Genomic DNA, 20,625 nt, shown 5'->3' on the forward strand with positions numbered 1-20,625 from the left:
ATTATACAGATATTTTTAACTATTGATTCGCATTAAAAGTTCTCTTTTATTGTGGGCACGAGCTAAAAGCTCACACCAGCGGAGTTCTCTTTCAAGGGCTAATTGCCATTAGCCCCTACACCTGCTCATGCTAATTTTTCGTAAACCATTTCTGTTTGACTATAAGAGCTAAAAGCTCTCTTTTATTGTAGGCACGAGCTAAAAGCTCGCGCCAGCGGAGGGGTTTCAAGGGCTAATTACCATTAGCCCCTACACCTGCCCATGCTAATTTTTCGTGAACCATTTCTGATTGACTATAAAAAAAGCTCCCACGGATTTTACGGATTTTTATGTAATAATTTCTTCACCGTAATCTGCTGATTGATAAACACTAAGAATGATTGTGTTACCTTCCAGCCTGTTTGCTCAAGGGTTTGGGCATAGCGCTTGAGTTGGGTTTCGTACTGAGGGTGATCGTCCCCTGTCTTGTAATCAATAATTACAGCCGTCCCCCCTTTAGAGTCATAGACTACACGGTCAGGGCGGAGGTACTCTCCTGAGACATCTAACCATTCACGTTCGTTATAAACCACATATCCCCCTGTATAATAATCTTTTAGCAAAGGGTGTGAGGTAAGCTGCTGTAGTTGCTGCTCAAGGATTGGGCGTTGCTGCTCAGTGATACGCCCCTCTGTAAAGAACTGTTGTAACACTTGGGGTATATCGGCCTGTGTGGTAAGCTGCCCCAATAGCTCATGTAGGAGTGTCCCTCGTGCTATAGCATCCTCCCTATGGGTATTCCACATAGACCCTGCACGGGTTACAATGGTATAAGAAGGTGCCAATACCGCTCTTTGTTTGAATGGGATATAATCCGCCGCTTTAAGAGGTTGTTCCTTGATAGGAGCTAAGTTTCCAAAAGTATAACGCGATTGCCCTTCATTCCATAGCCTTTTTTCCTCCAAATAAATCTTTACAATCTCGGACAAGGTACTGATTTTATCCTCTTTCTCTCCTTTGGGAGGATCGCAGAGTATATAAAGCAAGTCTTTGGGGCGTGTCATGGCCACATACATGGTATTGATGGTATCCAAAAGCTCCATTTGGCTCTGCTGGAGTACAATATCGGCGTCTATCTTTTCCAGACCACTATAATCATCTATCAACAGATGTTCGAAGCCATGATATTGTTCTTTAGGGACACGTATCCACAATGTGTCTTTAGCCGAACGCAACTTGTCATTGACTTTTGTATAGATGACCACAGGAAATTCTAAGCCTTTACTCTTATGAATGGTCATGATAGAAATCGCATTGACCCCTTCGGGAGCACTTATGGCCAACTTATCCTTCTTTTCTTCCCAGTAAGTAAGGAAATCAGTAATGTTGCCTCCGCGTACGCTCTTATATTCGTATATGACATTGAGGAATTGTGCTAAATACGCATCGGAAGGCTTGGCTAAACCAAATACCTTTATCGCATAGCCTATGCCTTCATAAAAAGAATACAAATGGAAGTGCGATAAAGAGAATCCCATAGCTGCGAAGAATGTATCCACAGGCTTATGGGCATATTGGCTCATAAAATCATGTATCTCGGTAATATGCTTGACCTTGGTATAAGAAAAGAGTAATTCTATCTTCTCCTTTTCATTATTTTGATAGAGCGAAATGGAGATTAGATGTATGAGAAATTGTATTTCAGGTATATTTTTAAGCAATAAGGCCTCTGAGGAAATCACATTATACCCCTTTTCAGACAATTTTTCAGCTATTTCAATACAGTCTGCGTTCCTGCGAGAGAGTATACAAATATCTTTGTCCAAATAACCGTTATTTTTAGCCTCTTCTATATACCCTTCGATAGTTTCTATATAAATATCTTCGTCTTTTAGTACATTTTCATCATCTATAGCTTCCTCATCGGAGATTTGCTGAACTTCATTATCTTTTGCTTGTACAAATTCTATACTTACAAAGCCTTTTTCCTTTTCTTTATCGGGAATATTTTGCTTAGCATTGCGATATAGTTCATCGTACCTATACTTTCCACTATTGTTAAATAGCAAAGGGTGTCCAGCTACAAAGAGAAAGAAATCATTATTGAAGTCAATCACCCCCCTACGGCTACGGAAGTTATAAGCGAGGTTCTCTACTTGTTGTTCTATGTGGAAGGGAATTTTTTCCTTGTTATACAACTCCATAAACTGTTCTGCCCTACCTCCCCGCCAGCGGTAAATGGATTGCTTGGCATCACCCACTATAAGCAAAGACCCTTGTTGCTTGCTGAGGTTCTCACTATGTACCGCATCAGCGATTAAGGGCAACATATTCTCCCATTGCAAAGTGGAAGTATCCTGAAATTCGTCAATAAAATAATGCTGGTAGCGAGTGCCTATTTTCTCGTAGATAAAGGGCGAAGGTTCCTCCATAATCGTTTGGTGAATAATGCTATTAAACTCAGAAATTGGCAATATATTCTCCTCTTCCTTAATAGCCACAATCTCCTCTTGCAAGCTCTTTAGCACCGCCAAGAGGGTAACATTCTTTATCAAATGTCTGTAAAACTGTTCCCACCAATAGCTTTTCTCTATAGAATGAAGCAAATCGGCTATCCACGCCTGTTTCTCGTCCAATAATTGTGCCATGGCAGGCTCACTCTTAAGGAGTGTCTTGGGGTACAGCGGTTTATTGTCCACATCTACAAACCAATTGCGAGTAAAAGCTGCTTTATCTACGGCAGCCATTCCTGTATTTCTGATTTTCTCAAAGAAATTGTACAAAGAACCCCGCGTGAAGTGAGCAGAGGTGAGTGCCTCCTTTTGGGTAAAGGTAAAGAAATCCTTTACGGCGGCTCCCACAGCTGTATATAAGTCCTTACGTTGTTGCTTTAGGTCGTCTTTAAGAAGTTGAAAATCTGTTAGTTGCTTTCCTTCTAACTCTCGTATATAGGCATAATGATTCTCATTGGTCAGTAGTTTAGAAATTTCAAAGAGTTCAGCCTCAATATCCCAATCCTTGTCCTCTTCTATCTTATCGCGGGAAAACTCCAAGAGGAGCTTGGTTAGTAGCTGGTCTTCATTGGTTTTCTTGAACAAGTTCTCTATGGCCAAACGCAGCAGGTCATCGGTCTCCAAAAACACCTCAAAGTTAGGATTGAGCTTTAGATCAAAGGCAAAGGAGCGTATCAGTCGCTGGTTGAACCCATCAATAGTTGTTATGGTAAAGCCTGCATAGTTATGCAATATATGCTTAAGCACTTTCTGCGAGCGCTCTTGTAACTCCTTGTGTGTAAGGTGTAACTGCTCGGCCAACTGGAGAAACATCGCATCATCGGACGCCTTTTTCTCGCCTTGTTTCACCTGACTATCGGGCGTGGCGAAAAGGAGCAACTGGCCTATGACCCGCTCCTTCATCTCGTTGACCGCCTTGTTGGTAAAGGTAATTGCCAAGAGCGTTTTGTAAGCCTCCACGTTCTTGGTCGCCAAAATAAGCTGTAGAAAAGACTTTACCAAAGTAAAGGTCTTCCCACTACCTGCCGACGCATTATAGATTTGAACATTGGCCATAGACTTTTTACTTATTGTTATACAAATTCATGGTAGTATCGGCGCCCGCTAAACCAAAAGAGAGGATCGCCTCACTTATTTTCTCCAATCGCTCAGGGAGCAAGGCCACTTCTTCCTCGCTCCAGCGGCCTAAGACATAGTCTATTTGGGCACCCTTGGCATAGTTGGCACTGATACCAAAGCGCAAGCGAGCGTAAGAGGTCGTTTGGAGTTCCTCTTGGATATTTTTAAAGCCATTATGTCCCCCATCGGAACCTTTTTTCTTGATTCGGATACTCCCAAAAGGCAAATTCAGGTCATCGGCAATCACCAAGAGGTTTTCTATAGGCACTTTTTCCTTATCCAACCAATACTTAATTGCCTTTCCACTTAGATTCATAAAGGTAGAAGGCTTCAAGAGGATAAAGGTACGCCCTTTGTGAGAGAAAGTAGCCATATCACCCAAGCGTACCGTGGTAAATTCTACCTGCTTTTGCTCGGCCAAATGCTCTACCGCTAAAAAACCAATGTTATGGCGGGTATAGCGGTATTCCTCTCCTATATTTCCCAGACCTACGATAAGGTATTTTTTCATAACATACTATGCTTTAGGGTATTGTGCCAAATGTAACAAGCGACGTGCGGTCTCTTCACGCCCTAAGATAGCGATGATAGAAAACACATCAGGCCCCTTCATCTCCCCTACCAAGGCAAGGCGAATGAGTGGCATCACTTGGCCAAGACCTAAGTTCTGTTGGCCAATGAAATCCTTGATCTGTGCCTCTATATGATGAGCAGTAAGGTCGGTTAGGTTTTCTATTACAGTGATTAGCTGAGTTACTATCTCGGCTGAGTTGTCTTTCCACTGTTTTTTAAGCGCTTTGGCGTCGTACTGAGTAGGCGCTTCAAAGAAGAAATGTGCCAAGTCCCAAAGGTCAGTTAGGAATGTGGCTCGTTCGCGGATAAGAGAAACTATCTCAGTGAGTTTGTCCTTGGATATTTTAACACCTTTTTCAGCCACTATAGGAGCGAAATCCTCCACAAGGGTAGCTACAGGTATTTTTTGCAAATATTGGTGATTGAACCACTTGATTTTTTCTATATCAAAGTGAGCACCCGCCTTATTGACCTTTTCTAAGTCAAAGAGCGCAATCAGCTCCTCTACTGAGAAGAGTTCTTGCTCTACCCCTGGGTTCCAGCCCAATAGCGCGAGGAAGTTCACCAAGGCTTCAGGCAAGTAGCCGCCTTCTCGGTAGCCCTTAGAGATATTTTTGGTTATAGGATCCACCCATTCCAAAGGGAATACAGGGAAGCCCATCTTGTCACCGTCACGCTTGCTGAGCTTGCCATTGCCCATACCCGCAGGCTTAAGGATCAATGGCAAATGGGCAAACTGAGGAGCCTGCCAGCCAAAAGCCCTATACATAAGCACATGCAGCGCCATGGAAGGTAGCCACTCCTCCCCACGGATCACATGGGTAATCTCCATAAGGTGATCATCTACGATATTGGCCAAGTGATAAGTAGGCATACCATCGGACTTGAAGAGCACCTTGTCGTCCAAGAGCTTGGTATCCACCACTACCTCTCCACGAATCAGGTCATGCAGGGTAAGGGTTTCCTGTGGCATCTTAAAGCGTACTACATAAGGCATGCCTTCTGCTATACGTTTTTTCACTTCTTCGGGGGAAAGAGAAAAGGAGTTATTGAGCTTTTCGCGGTTATGCCAATTGTAGATAAAGGTCTCCCCGCGTGCTTCATAGTCTTTGCGCTGCGCATCCAATTCTTCCGCTGTATCAAAGGCATAGTACGCCTCACCCTTGTCCAAAAGCAGCTGGGCATACTCGGCATATATTGCCTTGCGTTCGCTCTGGCGATAAGGGGCATGAGGGCCACCCTCCTTGCCCACGCCTTCGTCATAGGTGATGCCGCACCACTGAAGGGCTTCCATGATATAGGCTTCCGCCCCCTCTACATAACGCACTTGGTCAGTATCCTCAATGCGCAAGAGGAAATCCCCACCATGTTTTTTAGCAAATAAATAGTTAAAGAGGGCAGTACGTAGCCCTCCTATATGTAACGGTCCTGTAGGACTGGGTGCAAAGCGCACCCGTACGTTCTTAGTCATAATGATGTTTGTTTATCTGCGTGCAAAAATACGAATTAATTAGCAATTTTGCTAATTTGTCAATTAGCAAATTAATTCGTACTTTTGCAGGAAAATAGATACTATGACAGCTACAGCCCTACAAAACAGTTTGTACCCCTCTTTTGGTGTGATTAACTCTTTCTCTATATACGAGTATAAGGACACTGAATATGAGGAGTATGCCCTCTCTGTACTTCGCCTTGCCAACGATAATCTCAGCCAAAGTATTGCTCATTTTTGGAAACTTCCTTTTACTGAAAAAGAGATCAATTATCACCTTTTGAGTAAGTTAGAACCTTTGCTAAAGGTATTACAGAAGATTACCTTAGAGGAAGAAGTCTCTCAAGAGATACAGAGAGAAGCCTTGTTGTTTATAGACAATGCCTTAACCTACAAGGACTTACTGACAGACTATTTTGAGGAAAGAGAACTCCTATTGAGCAATTCCAAACGAATGATTACTCCTATTCTAATTAAAAATTTAGATGATGAAATACAGACAAGGTGATATCATTGAGATTAATTTTCATTTCCCTGATGTAGGATTTAAGCCTCATTTTGCTATTATTGTTTCTAATGATGAGCTTCAAGAATTAGAAGGCTATTTGTATGTAGTGCTTATTTCTTCTAAAAAACAGAATCCAGAATATGCTTACACATTAACTCCTGAAATGGTTTCCTATTCCTTTGACAAACAGAGTTATGTAAAGTGTCATATATTAGAACTAAGTACTAATAGAGATATCATACGAAAAGTAGGTACAATCAAACGCACTTATTTGTTAGAAATACAAGAAAAAATCAAGGAAGCAATCTTCTGAAACAGAATTACATTCTATAAAAACTAACCTTTGAGAACATTCCTATTACTTTTTTTACCTTTATTACCCTTATGGGGGCAGACCCCTGCTACTGTCGTGCATTCTCAGGCAAATCTATATCAAGTGGATAGTTTGCTGTATCGCAGCGAACAGTTGGTTAAGGCTGACAAGGAAGTCATTAAGCGTACACCTATCAAGACCATTATCAACCTGCGATATTTCACTCGTTCCAAGGACAGAAAGGTATTCCTCCCCACCGATGGGATTACCCTTATTAACCACCCATTACTTACTTGGCGTATCACCCCCAAGGATATCGCCCAAGTGCTCCAACGTATTCGTAAGGCACAACAACAAGGGGCGGTACTTATCCATTGCTACCATGGTGCTGATCGCACGGGGATTATGGTTGCTATGTACCGTATTATCTACCACGGCTGGAGTATCGCCGCAGCTAAAAAGGAAATGCTCCAAGGCCCCTATGGCTATCATAGTATTTGGAAAAACTTGGAAGCCCTATTTACTGAAGAAACAGTAAGGGAAGTAAGGGAACTTTTAAAGTGAAAAGTGAAGAATGAAAAGTGAAAAACTCTAATCCTTTAAGACGCAATAAATTGCGTCTCTACCCTAACGCTGGCTAAGATAATTTCTAACAAGACTGATTTTTAACATCTCTTTTTGTAAAGGTGTTTTCTTACTTCATCGGTAGAAATAAAGAAATGTCCGTAACCTTTTTCCGTGAGACCCTTTATAAGTGCTTCATCTCTTGACCAAATTTTGTGCTTAAATTGCAAATGTACAGCAACAAAGGCATAATCATCTTTATCTACATCTTTTACAATTTCAAAGGCATCTTGTAGATTCTTTTTAGTAATTTCATCTAAAGGAATTATTGTGATTTTTTCTAACAGCTGTTTTAGCTCGGCTAATATTTTCTTTTCTGCTTTATCTTTTCTCCGACCTGCTTTTATAACATCCAAATGTTCCTTTACCTCCTCTATTATGAAATCGGGAGCTATGAACTGCATATTTCTATCTTTTAAAATGGTTGCTATTTCGCCATTAGGAGCTATTAGCGCACTATAGAAAATATTACTATCTGCTATGACGATCATTTTTATTAGCTCTTAAAGAGGAAGATTTAAGTTTTTTATTTTGTTTATTTTATGAGCAATGGCTCTATTCGTTTCTTTAGAAAGTGCCATTATCATTTCGTATTGCTCTTGAGTTTCTTCCTCAAAAATAGGCTCCGCAGGGGCAGGTGTTACCTTTGCTTTGGTAGCTGTCTTTTTCTTTGTTTCCTTGGTTTTTGTAACCTTTACAAAATCAAGGGTTTCAGCCTCCTTTACATAGGCTAAGGCCTGAGGGCTGTCATTGAGTACGGTAATTATATATGGCATAAGTGTTAGTTTTGAGTTTTGAGTACAAAGGTACAAATTATTTTTTATTAGTAAGTGCAAAAATTATACTAGATTAGTAGTTAGTTATTAGTGGTTAGTAGTTAGAATAATGAAAAAGTGAAGAATCACGCGGGGTAATTCTTCACTTTTCACTATTAATTATTCACTTAAAAGGCTATTTTTTGTCTTTTTTGAAGTGGGGTTTGTCCTTTCTTTCCTTGTCGGAAGATTTTTCTTTATCGCGAGATTTTTCCTTGTCATGAGGTCTTTCACGTTTTTCAAGGTTTTCAGGACGTGGAAGGAGTGCCTTGCGAGAGACACGGGTCTTCTTGGTCTTAGGGTCTATACCGAGGTATTTTACCTCTATTATATCCCCTTCCTTGAGTACATCGGCAGGGTTCTCTACGCGTTCCCATGCGATTTCTGAAACGTGTAGGAGAGAGTCCTTGCCTGGGACAAACTCTACAAAAGCACCGAAATCCACCAAGCGGGCTACACGTACCTTGTATATCTCGCCCTCTACAGGTTCAAAAGATACATGATATACGGCATCTACCGCTTCTTGGATACCATCGGCATCGGTACCGAGGATTTCTACAATACCTAATTCGCCTACTTCTTCTACCACAATGGTAGTCTTGGTTCGGGCTTGTAGGTCTTGGATATTCTTACCACCTGTACCAATGAAAGCACCGATGTATTCCTTAGGCATTTCAAGACGTACAATCTTAGGCGCATGCGGCTTCACGGTTGGGTTTGGTACGGCTATAGTCTCAGTTATTTTTCCAAGGATATGCATACGACCTTCGCGGGCTTGCTCCAAGGCTTTTTCAAGGATTTCATAGGTAAGTCCTTTGATCTTGATATCCATTTGGCAAGCAGTAATACCGTCCTTAGTACCTGTTACCTTAAAGTCCATATCACCCAAGTGGTCTTCGTCGCCCAAGATGTCGGAGAGTACGGCATACTTATCTCCGTCGGTGATGAGTCCCATGGCAATTCCTGAAACAGGCTTTTTCATCTGGATACCTGCATCCATAAGGGCTAAGGTACCTGCACATACAGTGGCCATAGATGAGGAACCGTTGGACTCCAATATCTCAGACACCACACGTACTGTATAAGGGCAATCCTCTGGAATCATGCGCTTGAGGGCACGCTGAGCGAGGTTTCCATGTCCTACCTCACGGCGAGAAGTCCCTCTAAGCGGACGTGCTTCGCCAGTGGAGAAAGGAGGGAAGTTATAATGTAGGTAGAAGCGTTCTTCTCCTTGCTCGGAAGGAATATCTATCACATTGGCCTCACGAGAAGTACCCAAGGTAACGGTAGTGAGAGATTGTGTTTCTCCACGGGTGAAGATAGCCGACCCATGAGGAGAAGGCAAATAGCCTACTTCGCACCATATAGGGCGTATTTGTTTGGTATTTCTACCATCCAAACGGAGGTCTTCGTTGAGAATCAAGTTGCGTACTGCTTCTTTTTGAGCTTTTGAGAAGTACTTGCTTACCAAAGGCTCATATTCCTCTAATTCCTCTTCGGTAAAGAGCGCTTTGCAGGCCTCTTTTACAGCGTCAAACTTATCACTACGCTCATGTTTGGTCGTATTTTCCTTAGCTATTTCATAGCATTTGTCATAGCAGAAGTCATATATTTTCTTAGCGACTTCTTCGTTTTCTTGAGGCACTTCGTAGGCGCGTATGGTTTTGCCTACCTGAGCGCGGAGACGTTCTTGGGCTTCTATCTGTACCTTGATCGCTTCATGGGCAAAGTGGATAGCGTCGGCCATATCCTTTTCAGAGACTTCGTCCATCTCCCCTTCTACCATAGCCACAAACTCCTTAGAAGCTCCTACCATGATATCCATATCGGACTCTGCCAATTGCTGTGCACTAGGGTTGATGATGAACGCTCCGTTGATACGTCCTACACGCACCTCAGAAATAGGCCCATCAAAAGGAATATCCGATACTGCCAAACAAGCCGAAGCAGCCAATCCAGCCAAGGCATCGGGCATTACATTCTCATCATGAGACATCAGCTGAATCATCACCTGTACCTCACAATAATATTCCTTAGGGAAGAGCGGACGCAATACCCTATCTACCAAACGCATAGTGAGGATTTCCTGATCACTTGGGCGTGCTTCACGCTTGAAGAAGCCACCGGGGAAGCGTCCAGCAGCGGCAAATTTTTCACGGTAATCCACTGTTAGAGGAAGGAAATCCACGCCTTCGCCTGCTTCTTTGTTGGCCACGACGGTAGCCAGGAGCATAGCGTTGCCCATTTGTACCACCACAGCACCATCTGCCTGCTTGGCGAGTTTGCCCGTTTCTATGGAAATAGTACGTCCATCACCAAGAGCAATAATTTCTTTTTTTACTTCTGGAATCATAAAAGTTTTTTATTAAAAATGAAACAAATAGTGTTGTGTGTTTTGTGTTTATTTCCAATGAAAAACTACTATCTTATGGCCTTTTATATAGAAGAAAAGGGGCATAAAGCCCCTTTTGTTTGATAACAAAATTATTTTCGGATGCCTAATTCCTTAATAATAGCACGGTATCTCTCAATATCTTTTTCTTTGAGATAGTCCAGTAGGCTTCTGCGCTTACCTACGAGTCTTACAAGAGAGCGCTCTGTATTGTAATCTTTTCGATTAGCACGCAAGTGCTCTGTTAAGTGATTGATACGAAAGGTGAAAAGGGCTATTTGTCCCTCAGCTGAGCCAGTATTTTTCTCGCTGCCACCGTGTTGTTTAAAAATTTCTGCTTTGGTTTCTTTTGTTAGATACATTCCAATATTATTTAATGATTATTATGTATTTTAAAATCGGGGGCAAAGATACTATAAATATTTTTCACACACAACTTTTTTTAAAAAAATATTTAATCTTCGTCCTCATCGTCATCATCCTCGTCTTCGTCTTCATCATCTTCATCCTCGTTATCATCCTCGTCCTCATCGTCATCATCATAATCATCATCCTCGTCATCCTCATAATCATCGTCGTCATCTTCTTCTACGCGAGAAGAAGTCTTGGAAATATCCTTTTTGCGCTTAAGGGCGAGTTCGTCCTCTTTGGTCATTTCCAAGGTGTCTGCCTGTATACCCTCTCCATAGTAATAGTCATCATCATCTTCGTCATAACGTTCCATGGTAGAGGCCAAACGGGTACTTACCTTCACCAAGTAAATAGTGTCTTCAGTACGCACCTCAAGGGCTTCTACTGTCTCGTTTTTAGCATTCTTGAATCGGATAACATCTCGATCCTGATAGCCCTCTGGATACTTCTCTACCAGCAGGGCTAAGATGTCTTTAGTTAGTTTTTTGTAGTCAACTATGGCTCGTTTCATTTAGCCTATTATATTTAAGATTTAAGTGGTGCAAAATTAAAGGAAAAAAATAAGTTGGCTATATTTTAACACGTTAATTAAATGTTATTTTTATTTTTATATTTAAGTATTTATATAGAATAAACGATTATTTTATAATATAATTTATATTAATTATTGGAGTGCTTGCCATAATCTATCTTTGAGAGCGGAAATTCCTTGTTCTGCGACGGAGGAAATAAAGCAATAAGGCAGGTGTAAATTGGCTGTTTTAAGCTCGGTGTCGATCATCTCTTTGAGTTCTTCATCTAGGAGGTCTGTCTTGGAAATGGCTAGGATTCGTTGCTTATCCAATAGCTCAGGGTTATAGCGTTCCAACTCTCGCAGAAGGACGTGGTATTCCTCCACTATATTAGGACTATCGGCAGGAACGAGGAAGAGGAGCACTGAATTGCGCTCTATATGGCGTAAGAAATAGTGGCCTAGGCCTTTCCCCTCGGAGGCACCCTCTATAATCCCTGGAATATCAGCTATAACAAAAGACTGGAAATCACGATATTGAACGATACCTAAGTTAGGTTTTAGGGTCGTAAAAGGATAGTCAGCTATTTTGGGTTTGGCCGAGGTAAGCACAGAAAGCAGGGTAGACTTGCCCGCATTGGGGAAGCCTACAAGCCCCACATCGGCCAAGACTTTCAGTTCTAAGAGCAGTTCTCTCTCCTCCCCTTGTATACCAGGTTGGGCATAGCGAGGGGTCTGGTTGGTTGCTGTACGGAAGTGCCAGTTCCCCAGTCCGCCCTTGCCCCCCTTGAGAGCTACTTTTTCCTCTTTGTCCTGAGTAATTTCAAAAAGTACTTCATCGGTGAGGGCATCCTTGACGATAGTTCCTAAGGGCACTTCCAAGTAGACACTCTTTCCGTCCGCCCCTGTACTGCGATTGGCACCGCCATCGCCCCCATGCTCGGCACGGAAGTGCTGCTGGAACTTAAAGTTGATGAGTGTCCATAGGTTTTTATTACCACGGATAATAATGTCGCCTCCGCGACCTCCATCGCCCCCATCAGGGCCGCCCTTCTCTACGAATTTTTCCCTATGTAAGTGAGTGGAGCCTTTGCCCCCATTACCTGAACGGACATATACTTTTACGTAATCGGTGAAATTTCCTTCTGTCATAAATTTAATTGATTTAAGTTTCGCAAGTTGTTTTTAGGTTGTTATTCTAATTGCAAGTGACTGATAAACAATTATTTGTACCTACCTCCAAAGGATAGCCAGCGAGTGCCCACAGCTGGGTATGTGAGGGGATGTTTTGAAAGTCAATAAGTTACAGAGCTTACGAAACTTGAGTTAATTAATCATTAATCATTATCTTATTAATCATTAATTTTGTATCTTTGCTTTCTGTTTTAATTCTTCATAGTAATGAAAGTAGCTGTAGTTATGGGAAGTCAGAGCGACCTTCCCGTTATGCAAGAAGCCATAGACTTCTTAAAAGAGATGCAAATCCCTGTGTTAGTGGATATAGTCTCAGCCCATCGCACCCCTGAGAAGCTGATTTCCTTTGGAAAAAATGCTCATTTGCAGGGGATAGATGTGATTATTGCAGGAGCAGGAGGCGCAGCACACCTCCCTGGTATGCTTGCGGCTGTAAGTCCGCTGCCTGTGATTGGGGTACCTATCAAGAGCCGCAACTCCATAGATGGTTGGGATTCTGTGCTTTCTATCCTACAGATGCCTGCGGGAGTACCTGTGGCTACTGTTGCCCTGAACGGGGCTAAGAATGCAGGGATTCTCGCCGCCCAGATCTTGGGGGTTGCTCACAAAGAGATACAAGAGGGAATCTCCCAATACAAAAAATCATTGGAAGCAGCCGTACTAGTGACTAGTGACAAATTACAAGTGACTAATCATTAATCATTATATCAGGTATGGTATATAAATAAACGCTAATACTGCTGCCACAGCGAGGAATATCATGGTAACGGCTCCTGCGGCTATGTCCTTAATCTCGCCTATTTTTTTATGGAAGTCGGGATGGACAAAGTCGCAGAGCTTTTCTAGGCCTGTATTAAGCCCTTCTACAGCCAAGAGCGTTCCAAAAGCTAAGAGCTGGAACATCCATTGGTCGGGGGTAATCTGAAAATACAGTCCCAATCCTGCAAATAACAAACAACCTATACTATGGGTAATAATGGCGTCTTCGGTGCGAATGAGCAGCCAAAACCCTTGTAGGGCATAGCCCATACTCTTGAGCCTGCCAATTACAAATTTCTTCATTCTTATCTATTTTTGAGACTTTACCCCCCTACTCTTTTTACCTTAAACCCTTTTTCCTTGAGAAATTCCATAATCTTATCACGGTAATCCCCTTGGATGATGATCTTTTCCTCTTTCACGGTTCCTCCTACCCCTAAGCGGGTTTTGAGTTCCTTGGCCAATACTTTGAAGTCCGTATCGGCACCTGTATAGCCCTCTATCAGGGTGATAGGCTTACCATTGCGTTTTTCATATTTGCACAAGAGAGGTTCGTCCTGTAGCCAAATATTAGAAGTAGGTTCTTCGGGGAGTACTTCCTCCTTATGGTCAGGAAAGAGTTTTTGGAGTTGTTCTCTGAGCATCTTATTTTCTTTTAAGCACCTTTTCTACTGCTTTAAGTATACCGTCCTTGTCTAGCCCGTACTTCTGCATGAGCTGGGCTGGGGTACCACTTTCTCCGAAGGTATCATCAACCGCTACGAACTCTTGTGGTACAGGGTAGTGCTGTGCCAATACACGTGCTACGCTCTCACCTAAGCCGCCGTAATAGTTATGTTCCTCACAGGTTACCACTGCTTTGGTCTTGCGAGCAGAAGCAAGTATCATCTCTTCGTCCAAAGGCTTAATCGTGTGAATATCAATCACCTCGGCCGAGATACCTCTTTGTTCTAAGACCTCGCAAGCTAGGAGGGCTTCCCATACAAGGTGACCTGTGGCGATGAGGGTCACATCGGTACCTTCGTTGAGCAAAATCCCTTTACCTATCTCAAAGGTTTGGTTTTCTGGAGTAAAATTAGGCACCGCAGGGCGGCCAAAACGCAAGTACACAGGCCCTACATAGTCAGCTATGGCAAGGGTAGCTGCCTTGGTTTGGTTATAATCACAAGGGTTGATGACCACCATATTGGGCAACATCTTCATCAGCCCTATGTCCTCTAATATTTGGTGAGTAGCACCATCCTCACCAAGGGTCAATCCCGCGTGGGAGGCACACACCTTTACATTCTTATTGGAATACGCGATAGACTGGCGTATTTGGTCATATACACGTCCTGTGGAGAAAGCGGCAAAAGTACCTGTAAAAGGAATCTTTCCCCCTATGGTAAGGCCAGCGGCGATACCCATCATATTGGCTTCGGCGATGCCCACTTGGAAAAAGCGGGTAGGGTTTTCCTCTTGGAATTTCTCCATTTTGAGTGAGCCAATGAGGTCGGCACAAAGCGCCACTACATTAGGATTCTTACGTCCCAGTTCGGCAAGTCCTGCACCGAAACCACTTCGGGTGTCCTTTTTGCCTGTATCGGTATATTTTTTCATCAGATGTTATTTTTTAACGTTTTTACTTTTAAATCTATCTTTGAGTTCCACAAAAAAAAGACTCAATAACATAAAAGGAACGATGATCACCCTAAGCAGTGGGCAAATGATTTTCCCTATAAAAGTCTCTTTTACTTTAAACTCTCCACGGTACAACTCCCCTCGCCTGTAATAGGCAGCAAATCGCCTTGTCTTAAGCAATTCTGCTATCAAAGGTTTGGCTGGCTCATACTGATGGGTAATGCCTAACACATCTATAGCATAAGCTATCACTGACATATCTTCTTTAAGAGCAAATTCTTTTTGTATGAAGGGCAATAAAGCATCTAACTGGGAAGGCGGGGTGAGACAAATGGCCATGATTTGTATCGTCTCCTTTTGTACATCGGAGGTAAAATCATTGGCTTTTATATGCTGCCAACAGTCCTGCCATATAGCTGGCTCCGCCTGCTTTTCCTCTGTTATAGGATAGTCATAGTCATATACTTCTATATCCTCCCAATCGTAGAAGTCGGCCTGCATAGCTGCCTTTTCGTAAGCCTTTAGGAACGAGTCCAAACTCCTAAACTGAGGTGCAAATACTGCCTCATCGTGCCTTACAATTACCACTTTACCCTTTAGAAAGCCCGTAGTATAGATAGCCACACAATCACTCTCTTGGTTGGAGAACAAGGGCAGTAGCTCAAAGCCAAGGTTACATTGTGTTATCCACTCAAGGATTACCTCACGCTCGTTGTAGTCCATGAGAATAACGCCCCCATGAGGTTTGAAATCCTGTAGAGGCTGCGGGTCTATCCCTTTTGTTTCCAACAGAGTAGTCAGTTTCATAATGCTTACTATCGGCGTGCAAAGATACTATTTTTAATTCTATTAGACAAAAAAACTTTGCCAGCGTTTTTGCGCTGACAAAGTTCTATGAAAGATGTGAAAAAGAACCACTACCAAGTAAAGGAGAGACCGCCTATGATGTTTCTTCCTACCCCAGGGATAAAGTTGGTTTTATCATCGGGAGTAGCCGCAGGGTTAAGGCGCATAGGTGGTGCGGTAACTTCTGCTTGTACCAAATAGCTGGAGGCATACACCTTATCAGCTAAGTTGTTGCCTTGCAAGAAGAAAGTCCATTGTCCTTTTTTGTAACCCAAGCGTGCCCCTACAAGGCTGTAAGGGTCTTGGTATAGCGTATTTTTATGGTCAATAGGGGTCTTTACTGGAAGTGATTCGAGGTTTACTTCAGCAAAGATTCCTATAGGGTGCTTATAGGTGAGGGCTGTAAAGAGGTAATGGGTAGGAATACCCGCAATTTGGTTGCCCTTAAGCTCTCCTCCATCAAAGTAAAAGTCACTATAATTATAATTAACAGAAAGGGTGAAAGTATCTTCCTTGGCAGAGAATATATGAGTAAGGAAAGTAGATTGCAAACCAGCCTCCAACCCTCTGTGGATAGTCGCATAAGGCGTATTGACGGTATTACCTCCTACCCCTACACTACCGTCGGCTATGGTGAAGATTTCATCTTTTACCCAAGAGTGGTAAGCACTTACATTCCATACAAAAGCCCGTCCTAAATTTCCTTTGGTACCGAGCTCCACAGTGGAGGCCTGTTGAGCCTTAAGGTCGGAGATGGTAATGGTGGTAGGCCCTGAATTGACATTGGAGCTATTGCTATAGACAATGGGCGGTACTGGAGGGCGATTAGAGTTAGGTGTAGCACTTCCTGTTAGACGTACAATTTCTAAGAAAGTAGGTGGTTCATAGCTACGAGAGAAGTTGGCAAAAACTTGTGCTCGGTCAGTAAACTTATAGATCACCCCTACTTTAGGATTGATTGCATTGTAAGAGAAATCACCTGTTACAGGAGTAGCTGCATTGGGGTTAGGCAAGGCACGAGCTTGCAAGCCATTAGGTGTCACAAAGAGGAATGGACGCTTAGCCCCAGTGAACTTGTCCTCTACCTTACGGGTATCGTAGCTACCTTGTACGCTTACATTGGCCAAGAGAGAAGGGGTAATCTTGTATGTATCAGATACATAAGCTATGGCATGGTTGGCTGTAAGATCTTGTTTGGCAAAGAGGGCACCGAAATTACCGCGATCGTTGTGGAAACGGGATTGGTGCATAAGGCCTTGGCTGTATTGTAAGCCAAGAGTAAAATCGTTTTTCTCGGTTGTATTGGTATAAGAGAGGCGTACCCCATAGTCATTATTGAAGTCCTGACGTACCCCGTTGGCGATAGGATAGGTAAAGGCATCATCGGCATATTGGTAATAAAGGGTAGCTAAGATAAGGTTATTGGCATTGATCTGATAAGCCAACTTGGTACCAAAGCGAGCGATTTTACTGCTTCGGTTAGGCTTGTCGCGTACCACATTAGGGCCAAAGGCATAGGGGAAAGTTGTCTTAGGTGCTTTGTTGATTTGCTTGCGATCACTCTCCATTTGGTAGCGGGTAAGAGGGCCTGGGATATCAAAATAAAGGTCAGTGAAGGACGCATAGAGACGTGCCTCGAACTTATCGGTAAACTTGCGCCCTACGTTAAGCAAAGCATTGAAGCGCTTAGAGCTATTATAGGTACGGTAGCCATCGCTATGGTTATAGGACGAAGCTACAAAGAGATCATTGCGACCAGCGGAGAAGCCAGAGGAAATCGTACTATTGAAGTAGTTAAAGCTACCAGCTTCCATTTTCACACTTAGGGGAGAAGCGTTATAGCCATTCTTGGTAACAAAGTTCATAGCCCCACCGAGGGTAGCGCCTCCATGTTCGAGCGCATTGGCACCACGATAGATTTCCACGAGGTTGCTCACTTGGGGTTCTAATACACCTATTATATAAGAACCATCGGCAAAGTTGATCGGAATACCATCTTGGGAGAGCGCTACCCCACGTGATTGTGGATTACTTTGGATACCTGAACCGCGGATATTAAGGCGTGGTTGGTCATTACCCCCGAAGAAATCTTGGATAATAATCCCAGGTTCGCGCTGAAGGGCGTCCTTGAGGGTTTGGGAACGCTGTATGTTTAGGTTTCTTAGGTCGGCCAAGTTGGTACCTCCTGCCACTTTGTCAAGTTTTACCTTAGCCAATCCCACCGAGTTGGCTACAAGACTTGGGTTGTCTGAGATCACCACAGGCTGTAACTCTACAACCCCCGCGAGTGTCTCTTCCGCATTGCGACGAAGGGTTGTCTCCACATAGGTAACCCTATTTTCATTGTCCTGTAAGACTACAGGGAACTCCAAAAGCGCGTAGCCCTCCTTGCTTACTTGCAGTGAAGGATGCTCATCGGAGGTGGTAAGAGTGTAGTTTCCCTTGTCATCGGTAAGGGTGCTTTCCCCTGTAGCTACCGATTTGACAGTCGCTTGGGTGATAGGTAACTTGTTTTCATCAAGGATCTTACCCTTGATCTTATATTGTGCCTGAAGGCTCACGCTCAACAAAAGCACAATAAATAGTAAGAGATTTTTGTGTAAAATCATTTGTTAAATACTTTTTATTTAGACTGGGACAAAATTACGAGTTTTTTCCGATATAACAAATAGTTGCGAAATAAATTTATTTTTAACTATTTTACTTTATTTCTAATAAATAAAATCAATTATAGCATCTATCTACAAGATATTTTAACATTCCTATCTAATAATTAATATTAATAAAAAAGACTCATTTCTCCTATAAGATAGCTTTCTCGTTACTTCTGAAACTTTAACACAAAAAAAACGGGAAAAATGTTTGCTATTTAAAATTTAATGATTATCTTTGTGGTGAAGATGAAGGGAATTATGAAAACTTTGTTAAGACATGTAACTATCATAGACACGGACAGTTCCTACCATGGACAAACCCAGGATGTCTTGATAGAAGATGGAAACATCAAACAAATTAGCTCTGAAATCACTTGCCAAGATGCCAATGAAGTGTTAGAGAATTGTTACATTTCACAAGGATGGGCTGATAGCAGTGTAAGTTTTGGAGAACCAGGGTACGAGGAGCGAGAGACTTTAGCCCATGGCGCAAAGGTAGCTTGTGAGAGTGGCTTTACGCAGGTGATGCTCAATCCCAACACACACCCTATTACAGAGAGCCGAAGCCAAGTAGGCTTTCTAAAACGTGCTACCCAAGGAGCCATTACAGAGATTTTCCCTATAGGTGCTCTCACCACTGAGAGCAAGGGAGAATACCTAGCCGAGTTGTACGATATGCAAAGTGCAGGGGCAGTGGCTTTTGGAGATTATAAGCGGTATATTCCGCAGGCCAATCTGCTAAAGATTGCCTTGCAATACACAGCGCCTTTTAGTGGTATGGTGATTTCTTTTCCTTGCGACCGCTCTATCATGGGCAAGGGAGTAGTGAATGAACATATAGCTTCTACCCGATTGGGACTAAAGGGAATACCCGCACTTGCTGAAGAAATTATTGTGGAGAGAGACCTCTCCATCCTCGAATATGCTGGTGGACGATTACACATTCCGACAATCTCTACTGAAAAATCTGTCGCTCTGATAGCCGCAGCCAAAGCTAAAGGCCTAGATGTGAGCTGTAGTGTGGCAGTGAGTAATCTACACCTTACAGATGAAGTCTTAGGCAACTTCAATACTGACTACAAATTACTTCCCCCATTGCGTGATACGCGGCATGTAGAAGCCCTTCGCAAAGGAGTGGAAAGCGGGGTTATAGATATGGTAACTTCTGACCATTGCCCCCTTGATATAGAATGCAAAGCTAAGGAGTTCGACCTTGCAGAGTTCGGAAGCATAGGTCTTGAGGCTACCTTAGGAATCATGCTAAGACACTTCTCAGTGGAAAAAACTGTGGAGATGCTTACCGCTGCTAAAAAACGTTTCTCCCTACCTGTATCGCCTATTGCAGTAGGCCAGAAAGCAGATATAACCCTCTTTACCGACAAGGGAGAGCGGGTATTTGACAAAGATTCGATCAAATCTTCTTCTAAAAATTGTGCCTTTGTCTCAGAGACAGTCAAAGGAAAAGTCTTGGGGGTGATCTCCCCTAGGGGTCACTGGTTCTCAAGATAAGCTACTCCAACTTCTACAAAAAGTATATATATATTATTGTTTAACTTCAGGAAAAAAAACTCTAACAAAAATTAGAAACACTTCCCTATATGCTCCAAACATATAGGTGCACCAACATTTTACCATTTTCTACCAAAAGATGAAAGGTTTTTCTTTAAACTATTTGGTAAGACCTGCTATTATAGAGCAGGAGAATGGCAAGTCTCCCGCCATTTTCATGCTACATGGTTATGGACAAAACAAAGAAGAATTCTTCTCCATAGCCAATGAACTCCCTCAGGAGTATATTGTAATCTCCCTACAAGCTCCCTACAAGCTATCAGATATTGAGTTTTTTTGGTATGCTATAGAGTTTGGGGCCTCCAAATGGTGCGATATAGTGCAAGCACAAGCCGCACAGCACAAACTCCTAACTTTTTTAGGACAGGCTTGTGATCGGTTCAATATTGACACAGAACAGATCACCCTTATAGGATTTGACCAAGGAGGTATTCTTAGCCTTTCCTTAGCGCTTTCCTATCCTGAGAAAATCCAAAGAGTTGTGGCTATCAATAGTTACATAGACAAAAAATTATTGAGCTTTAACTATCAAAAGAACAATTTTGAGAACTTGAAAATCTGTCTATTACACGGATATTCTAATGAAATTGTCTCCTTGGATTGGGCAGAAGAAACCATAGAGTTATTCAAGAAGCTACACATCGATTATTCTTATCAGACGTTTGCTTCGGGACATGTGTTCTCAGCCGAGATGTTCTACGCCATGAAGAATTGGATTGAGCAGCAAAAATAA

20 protein-coding genes are annotated in these 20,625 nt (G+C 42.6%); 6 read left to right on the top strand and 14 right to left on the bottom strand.

Going from position 1 to position 20,625, the window contains the following annotated elements; all coding sequences use genetic code 11:
- Window positions 1-317 precede the first annotated feature (317 nt).
- From HMPREF1154_RS09870 to gltX, 3 genes are read right to left on the bottom strand one after another with little or no spacing between them, the layout of a single operon-like run.
- The gene (locus HMPREF1154_RS09870; RefSeq protein WP_009642447.1) at window positions 318-3,548 is read right to left on the bottom strand and encodes a UvrD-helicase domain-containing protein; all 3,231 of its coding nucleotides are present in this window, start codon (window positions 3,546-3,548) and stop codon (window positions 318-320) included.
- Between the two features lie 7 nt (window positions 3,549-3,555).
- The gene (gene pth, locus HMPREF1154_RS13390; protein ID WP_009642484.1) at window positions 3,556-4,122 is read right to left on the bottom strand and encodes an aminoacyl-tRNA hydrolase; all 567 of its coding nucleotides are present in this window, start codon (window positions 4,120-4,122) and stop codon (window positions 3,556-3,558) included.
- A gap of 6 nt (window positions 4,123-4,128) precedes the next feature.
- Window positions 4,129-5,655 carry a glutamate--tRNA ligase gene (gene gltX, locus HMPREF1154_RS09880; protein ID WP_009642455.1) on the bottom strand — a complete coding sequence of 509 codons (1,527 nt, stop codon included), beginning with the start codon at window positions 5,653-5,655 and terminating at the stop codon, window positions 4,129-4,131.
- Between the two features lie 103 nt (window positions 5,656-5,758).
- Here gltX and HMPREF1154_RS09885 point away from each other — a divergent pair, with 103 nt between their 5' ends.
- From HMPREF1154_RS09885 to HMPREF1154_RS09895, 3 genes are read left to right on the top strand one after another with little or no spacing between them, the layout of a single operon-like run.
- Window positions 5,759-6,184: a hypothetical protein gene (locus tag HMPREF1154_RS09885; RefSeq protein WP_009642446.1), complete on the top strand. Its 426-nt coding sequence runs from the start codon at window positions 5,759-5,761 to the stop codon at window positions 6,182-6,184.
- Entirely contained in the window at window positions 6,165-6,497 is a 333-nt protein-coding gene (locus HMPREF1154_RS09890; RefSeq protein WP_009642462.1) for a type II toxin-antitoxin system PemK/MazF family toxin, read from the top strand. Before HMPREF1154_RS09885 ends, HMPREF1154_RS09890 begins: the two co-directional genes overlap by 20 nt.
- A 30-nt stretch (window positions 6,498-6,527) precedes the next feature.
- A complete protein-coding gene (locus HMPREF1154_RS09895) occupies window positions 6,528-7,061 on the top strand; it encodes a tyrosine-protein phosphatase (RefSeq protein ID WP_009642456.1) in 534 nt (177 codons plus the stop codon).
- Between the two features lie 101 nt (window positions 7,062-7,162).
- On the opposite strand, the gene HMPREF1154_RS09900 is transcribed toward HMPREF1154_RS09895, so the two are convergent.
- From HMPREF1154_RS09900 to obgE, 6 genes are all read right to left on the bottom strand, one after another.
- Window positions 7,163-7,612, bottom strand: a complete 450-nt coding sequence (locus tag HMPREF1154_RS09900) for a PIN domain-containing protein (RefSeq protein ID WP_009642459.1) — start codon at window positions 7,610-7,612, stop codon at window positions 7,163-7,165.
- A 12-nt stretch (window positions 7,613-7,624) separates the two neighbouring features.
- Window positions 7,625-7,897, bottom strand: a complete 273-nt coding sequence (locus HMPREF1154_RS09905) for a hypothetical protein (protein WP_009642466.1) — start codon at window positions 7,895-7,897, stop codon at window positions 7,625-7,627.
- Window positions 7,898-8,072: 175 nt separating this feature from the next.
- On the bottom strand, window positions 8,073-10,289 hold the full coding sequence (locus HMPREF1154_RS09910; RefSeq protein WP_009642483.1) for a polyribonucleotide nucleotidyltransferase: 2,217 nt from the start codon (window positions 10,287-10,289) through the stop codon (window positions 8,073-8,075).
- Between the two features lie 131 nt (window positions 10,290-10,420).
- Window positions 10,421-10,690, bottom strand: coding sequence for a 30S ribosomal protein S15 (gene rpsO, locus HMPREF1154_RS09915; RefSeq protein ID WP_009642492.1), 270 nt, complete (start codon window positions 10,688-10,690; stop codon window positions 10,421-10,423).
- Between the two features lie 92 nt (window positions 10,691-10,782).
- Complete coding sequence (locus HMPREF1154_RS09920; protein WP_009642453.1) at window positions 10,783-11,250, bottom strand: hypothetical protein; 468 nt, start codon at window positions 11,248-11,250, stop codon at window positions 10,783-10,785.
- A gap of 153 nt (window positions 11,251-11,403) precedes the next feature.
- Entirely contained in the window at window positions 11,404-12,402 is a 999-nt protein-coding gene (gene obgE, locus HMPREF1154_RS09925) for a GTPase ObgE (RefSeq protein WP_009642472.1), read from the bottom strand.
- Between the two features lie 249 nt (window positions 12,403-12,651).
- Between obgE and purE the strand changes: the two genes are divergently transcribed.
- Window positions 12,652-13,143 (top strand): 5-(carboxyamino)imidazole ribonucleotide mutase, encoded by a 492-nt coding sequence (purE, locus tag HMPREF1154_RS09930; protein WP_009642449.1) that lies wholly within the window; start codon window positions 12,652-12,654, stop codon window positions 13,141-13,143.
- A gap of 3 nt (window positions 13,144-13,146) precedes the next feature.
- On the opposite strand, the gene HMPREF1154_RS09935 is transcribed toward purE, so the two are convergent.
- The 5 genes from HMPREF1154_RS09935 to HMPREF1154_RS09955 form a co-directional block, all read right to left on the bottom strand.
- The gene (locus HMPREF1154_RS09935; RefSeq protein ID WP_009642463.1) at window positions 13,147-13,506 is read right to left on the bottom strand and encodes a diacylglycerol kinase; all 360 of its coding nucleotides are present in this window, start codon (window positions 13,504-13,506) and stop codon (window positions 13,147-13,149) included.
- Window positions 13,507-13,526: 20 nt separating this feature from the next.
- Window positions 13,527-13,847: a translation initiation factor gene (locus tag HMPREF1154_RS09940; RefSeq protein ID WP_009642488.1), complete on the bottom strand. Its 321-nt coding sequence runs from the start codon at window positions 13,845-13,847 to the stop codon at window positions 13,527-13,529.
- 1 nt (window position 13,848) lies between these two features.
- Window positions 13,849-14,802, bottom strand: coding sequence for a transketolase family protein (locus HMPREF1154_RS09945; protein ID WP_009642465.1), 954 nt, complete (start codon window positions 14,800-14,802; stop codon window positions 13,849-13,851).
- Between the two features lie 6 nt (window positions 14,803-14,808).
- The gene (locus HMPREF1154_RS09950; protein ID WP_034567309.1) at window positions 14,809-15,630 is read right to left on the bottom strand and encodes a hypothetical protein; all 822 of its coding nucleotides are present in this window, start codon (window positions 15,628-15,630) and stop codon (window positions 14,809-14,811) included.
- Window positions 15,631-15,740: 110 nt separating this feature from the next.
- Complete coding sequence (locus HMPREF1154_RS09955) at window positions 15,741-18,278, bottom strand: TonB-dependent receptor (protein WP_009642493.1); 2,538 nt, start codon at window positions 18,276-18,278, stop codon at window positions 15,741-15,743.
- Between the two features lie 303 nt (window positions 18,279-18,581).
- On the opposite strand from HMPREF1154_RS09955, the gene HMPREF1154_RS09960 reads away from it, so the two are divergent.
- Window positions 18,582-19,832: a dihydroorotase gene (locus HMPREF1154_RS09960; protein WP_034567321.1), complete on the top strand. Its 1,251-nt coding sequence runs from the start codon at window positions 18,582-18,584 to the stop codon at window positions 19,830-19,832.
- Window positions 19,833-19,971: 139 nt separating this feature from the next.
- Window positions 19,972-20,625, top strand: coding sequence for an alpha/beta hydrolase (locus HMPREF1154_RS09965; protein ID WP_034567312.1), 654 nt, complete (start codon window positions 19,972-19,974; stop codon window positions 20,623-20,625).

The organism is Capnocytophaga sp. CM59 (genome assembly GCF_000293175.1).
In the GTDB taxonomy this organism is placed as follows: Bacteria; Bacteroidota; Bacteroidia; order Flavobacteriales; family Flavobacteriaceae; genus Capnocytophaga; species Capnocytophaga granulosa.

Excerpts from the sequence above, each read along its gene's own strand:
- rpsO (WP_009642492.1), bottom strand. The coding sequence starts at position 10,690 with ATGTATCTAACAAAAGAAACCAAAGCAGAAATTTTTAAACAACACGGT.
- purE (WP_009642449.1), top strand. The coding sequence starts at position 12,652 with ATGAAAGTAGCTGTAGTTATGGGAAGTCAGAGCGACCTTCCCGTTATG.
- HMPREF1154_RS09905 (WP_009642466.1), bottom strand. The coding sequence starts at position 7,897 with ATGCCATATATAATTACCGTACTCAATGACAGCCCTCAGGCCTTAGCC.
- HMPREF1154_RS09890 (WP_009642462.1), top strand. The coding sequence starts at position 6,165 with ATGAAATACAGACAAGGTGATATCATTGAGATTAATTTTCATTTCCCT.
- HMPREF1154_RS09940 (WP_009642488.1), bottom strand. The coding sequence starts at position 13,847 with ATGCTCAGAGAACAACTCCAAAAACTCTTTCCTGACCATAAGGAGGAA.
- obgE (WP_009642472.1), bottom strand. The coding sequence starts at position 12,402 with ATGACAGAAGGAAATTTCACCGATTACGTAAAAGTATATGTCCGTTCA.
- HMPREF1154_RS09870 (WP_009642447.1), bottom strand. The coding sequence starts at position 3,548 with ATGGCCAATGTTCAAATCTATAATGCGTCGGCAGGTAGTGGGAAGACC.
- pth (WP_009642484.1), bottom strand. The coding sequence starts at position 4,122 with ATGAAAAAATACCTTATCGTAGGTCTGGGAAATATAGGAGAGGAATAC.
- HMPREF1154_RS09910 (WP_009642483.1), bottom strand. The coding sequence starts at position 10,289 with ATGATTCCAGAAGTAAAAAAAGAAATTATTGCTCTTGGTGATGGACGT.
- HMPREF1154_RS09955 (WP_009642493.1), bottom strand. The coding sequence starts at position 18,278 with ATGATTTTACACAAAAATCTCTTACTATTTATTGTGCTTTTGTTGAGC.
- HMPREF1154_RS09950 (WP_034567309.1), bottom strand. The coding sequence starts at position 15,630 with ATGAAACTGACTACTCTGTTGGAAACAAAAGGGATAGACCCGCAGCCT.
- HMPREF1154_RS09965 (WP_034567312.1), top strand. The coding sequence starts at position 19,972 with ATGAAAGGTTTTTCTTTAAACTATTTGGTAAGACCTGCTATTATAGAG.
- gltX (WP_009642455.1), bottom strand. The coding sequence starts at position 5,655 with ATGACTAAGAACGTACGGGTGCGCTTTGCACCCAGTCCTACAGGACCG.
- HMPREF1154_RS09935 (WP_009642463.1), bottom strand. The coding sequence starts at position 13,506 with ATGAAGAAATTTGTAATTGGCAGGCTCAAGAGTATGGGCTATGCCCTA.
- HMPREF1154_RS09900 (WP_009642459.1), bottom strand. The coding sequence starts at position 7,612 with ATGATCGTCATAGCAGATAGTAATATTTTCTATAGTGCGCTAATAGCT.
- HMPREF1154_RS09945 (WP_009642465.1), bottom strand. The coding sequence starts at position 14,802 with ATGAAAAAATATACCGATACAGGCAAAAAGGACACCCGAAGTGGTTTC.
- HMPREF1154_RS09885 (WP_009642446.1), top strand. The coding sequence starts at position 5,759 with ATGACAGCTACAGCCCTACAAAACAGTTTGTACCCCTCTTTTGGTGTG.
- HMPREF1154_RS09960 (WP_034567321.1), top strand. The coding sequence starts at position 18,582 with ATGAAAACTTTGTTAAGACATGTAACTATCATAGACACGGACAGTTCC.
- HMPREF1154_RS09920 (WP_009642453.1), bottom strand. The coding sequence starts at position 11,250 with ATGAAACGAGCCATAGTTGACTACAAAAAACTAACTAAAGACATCTTA.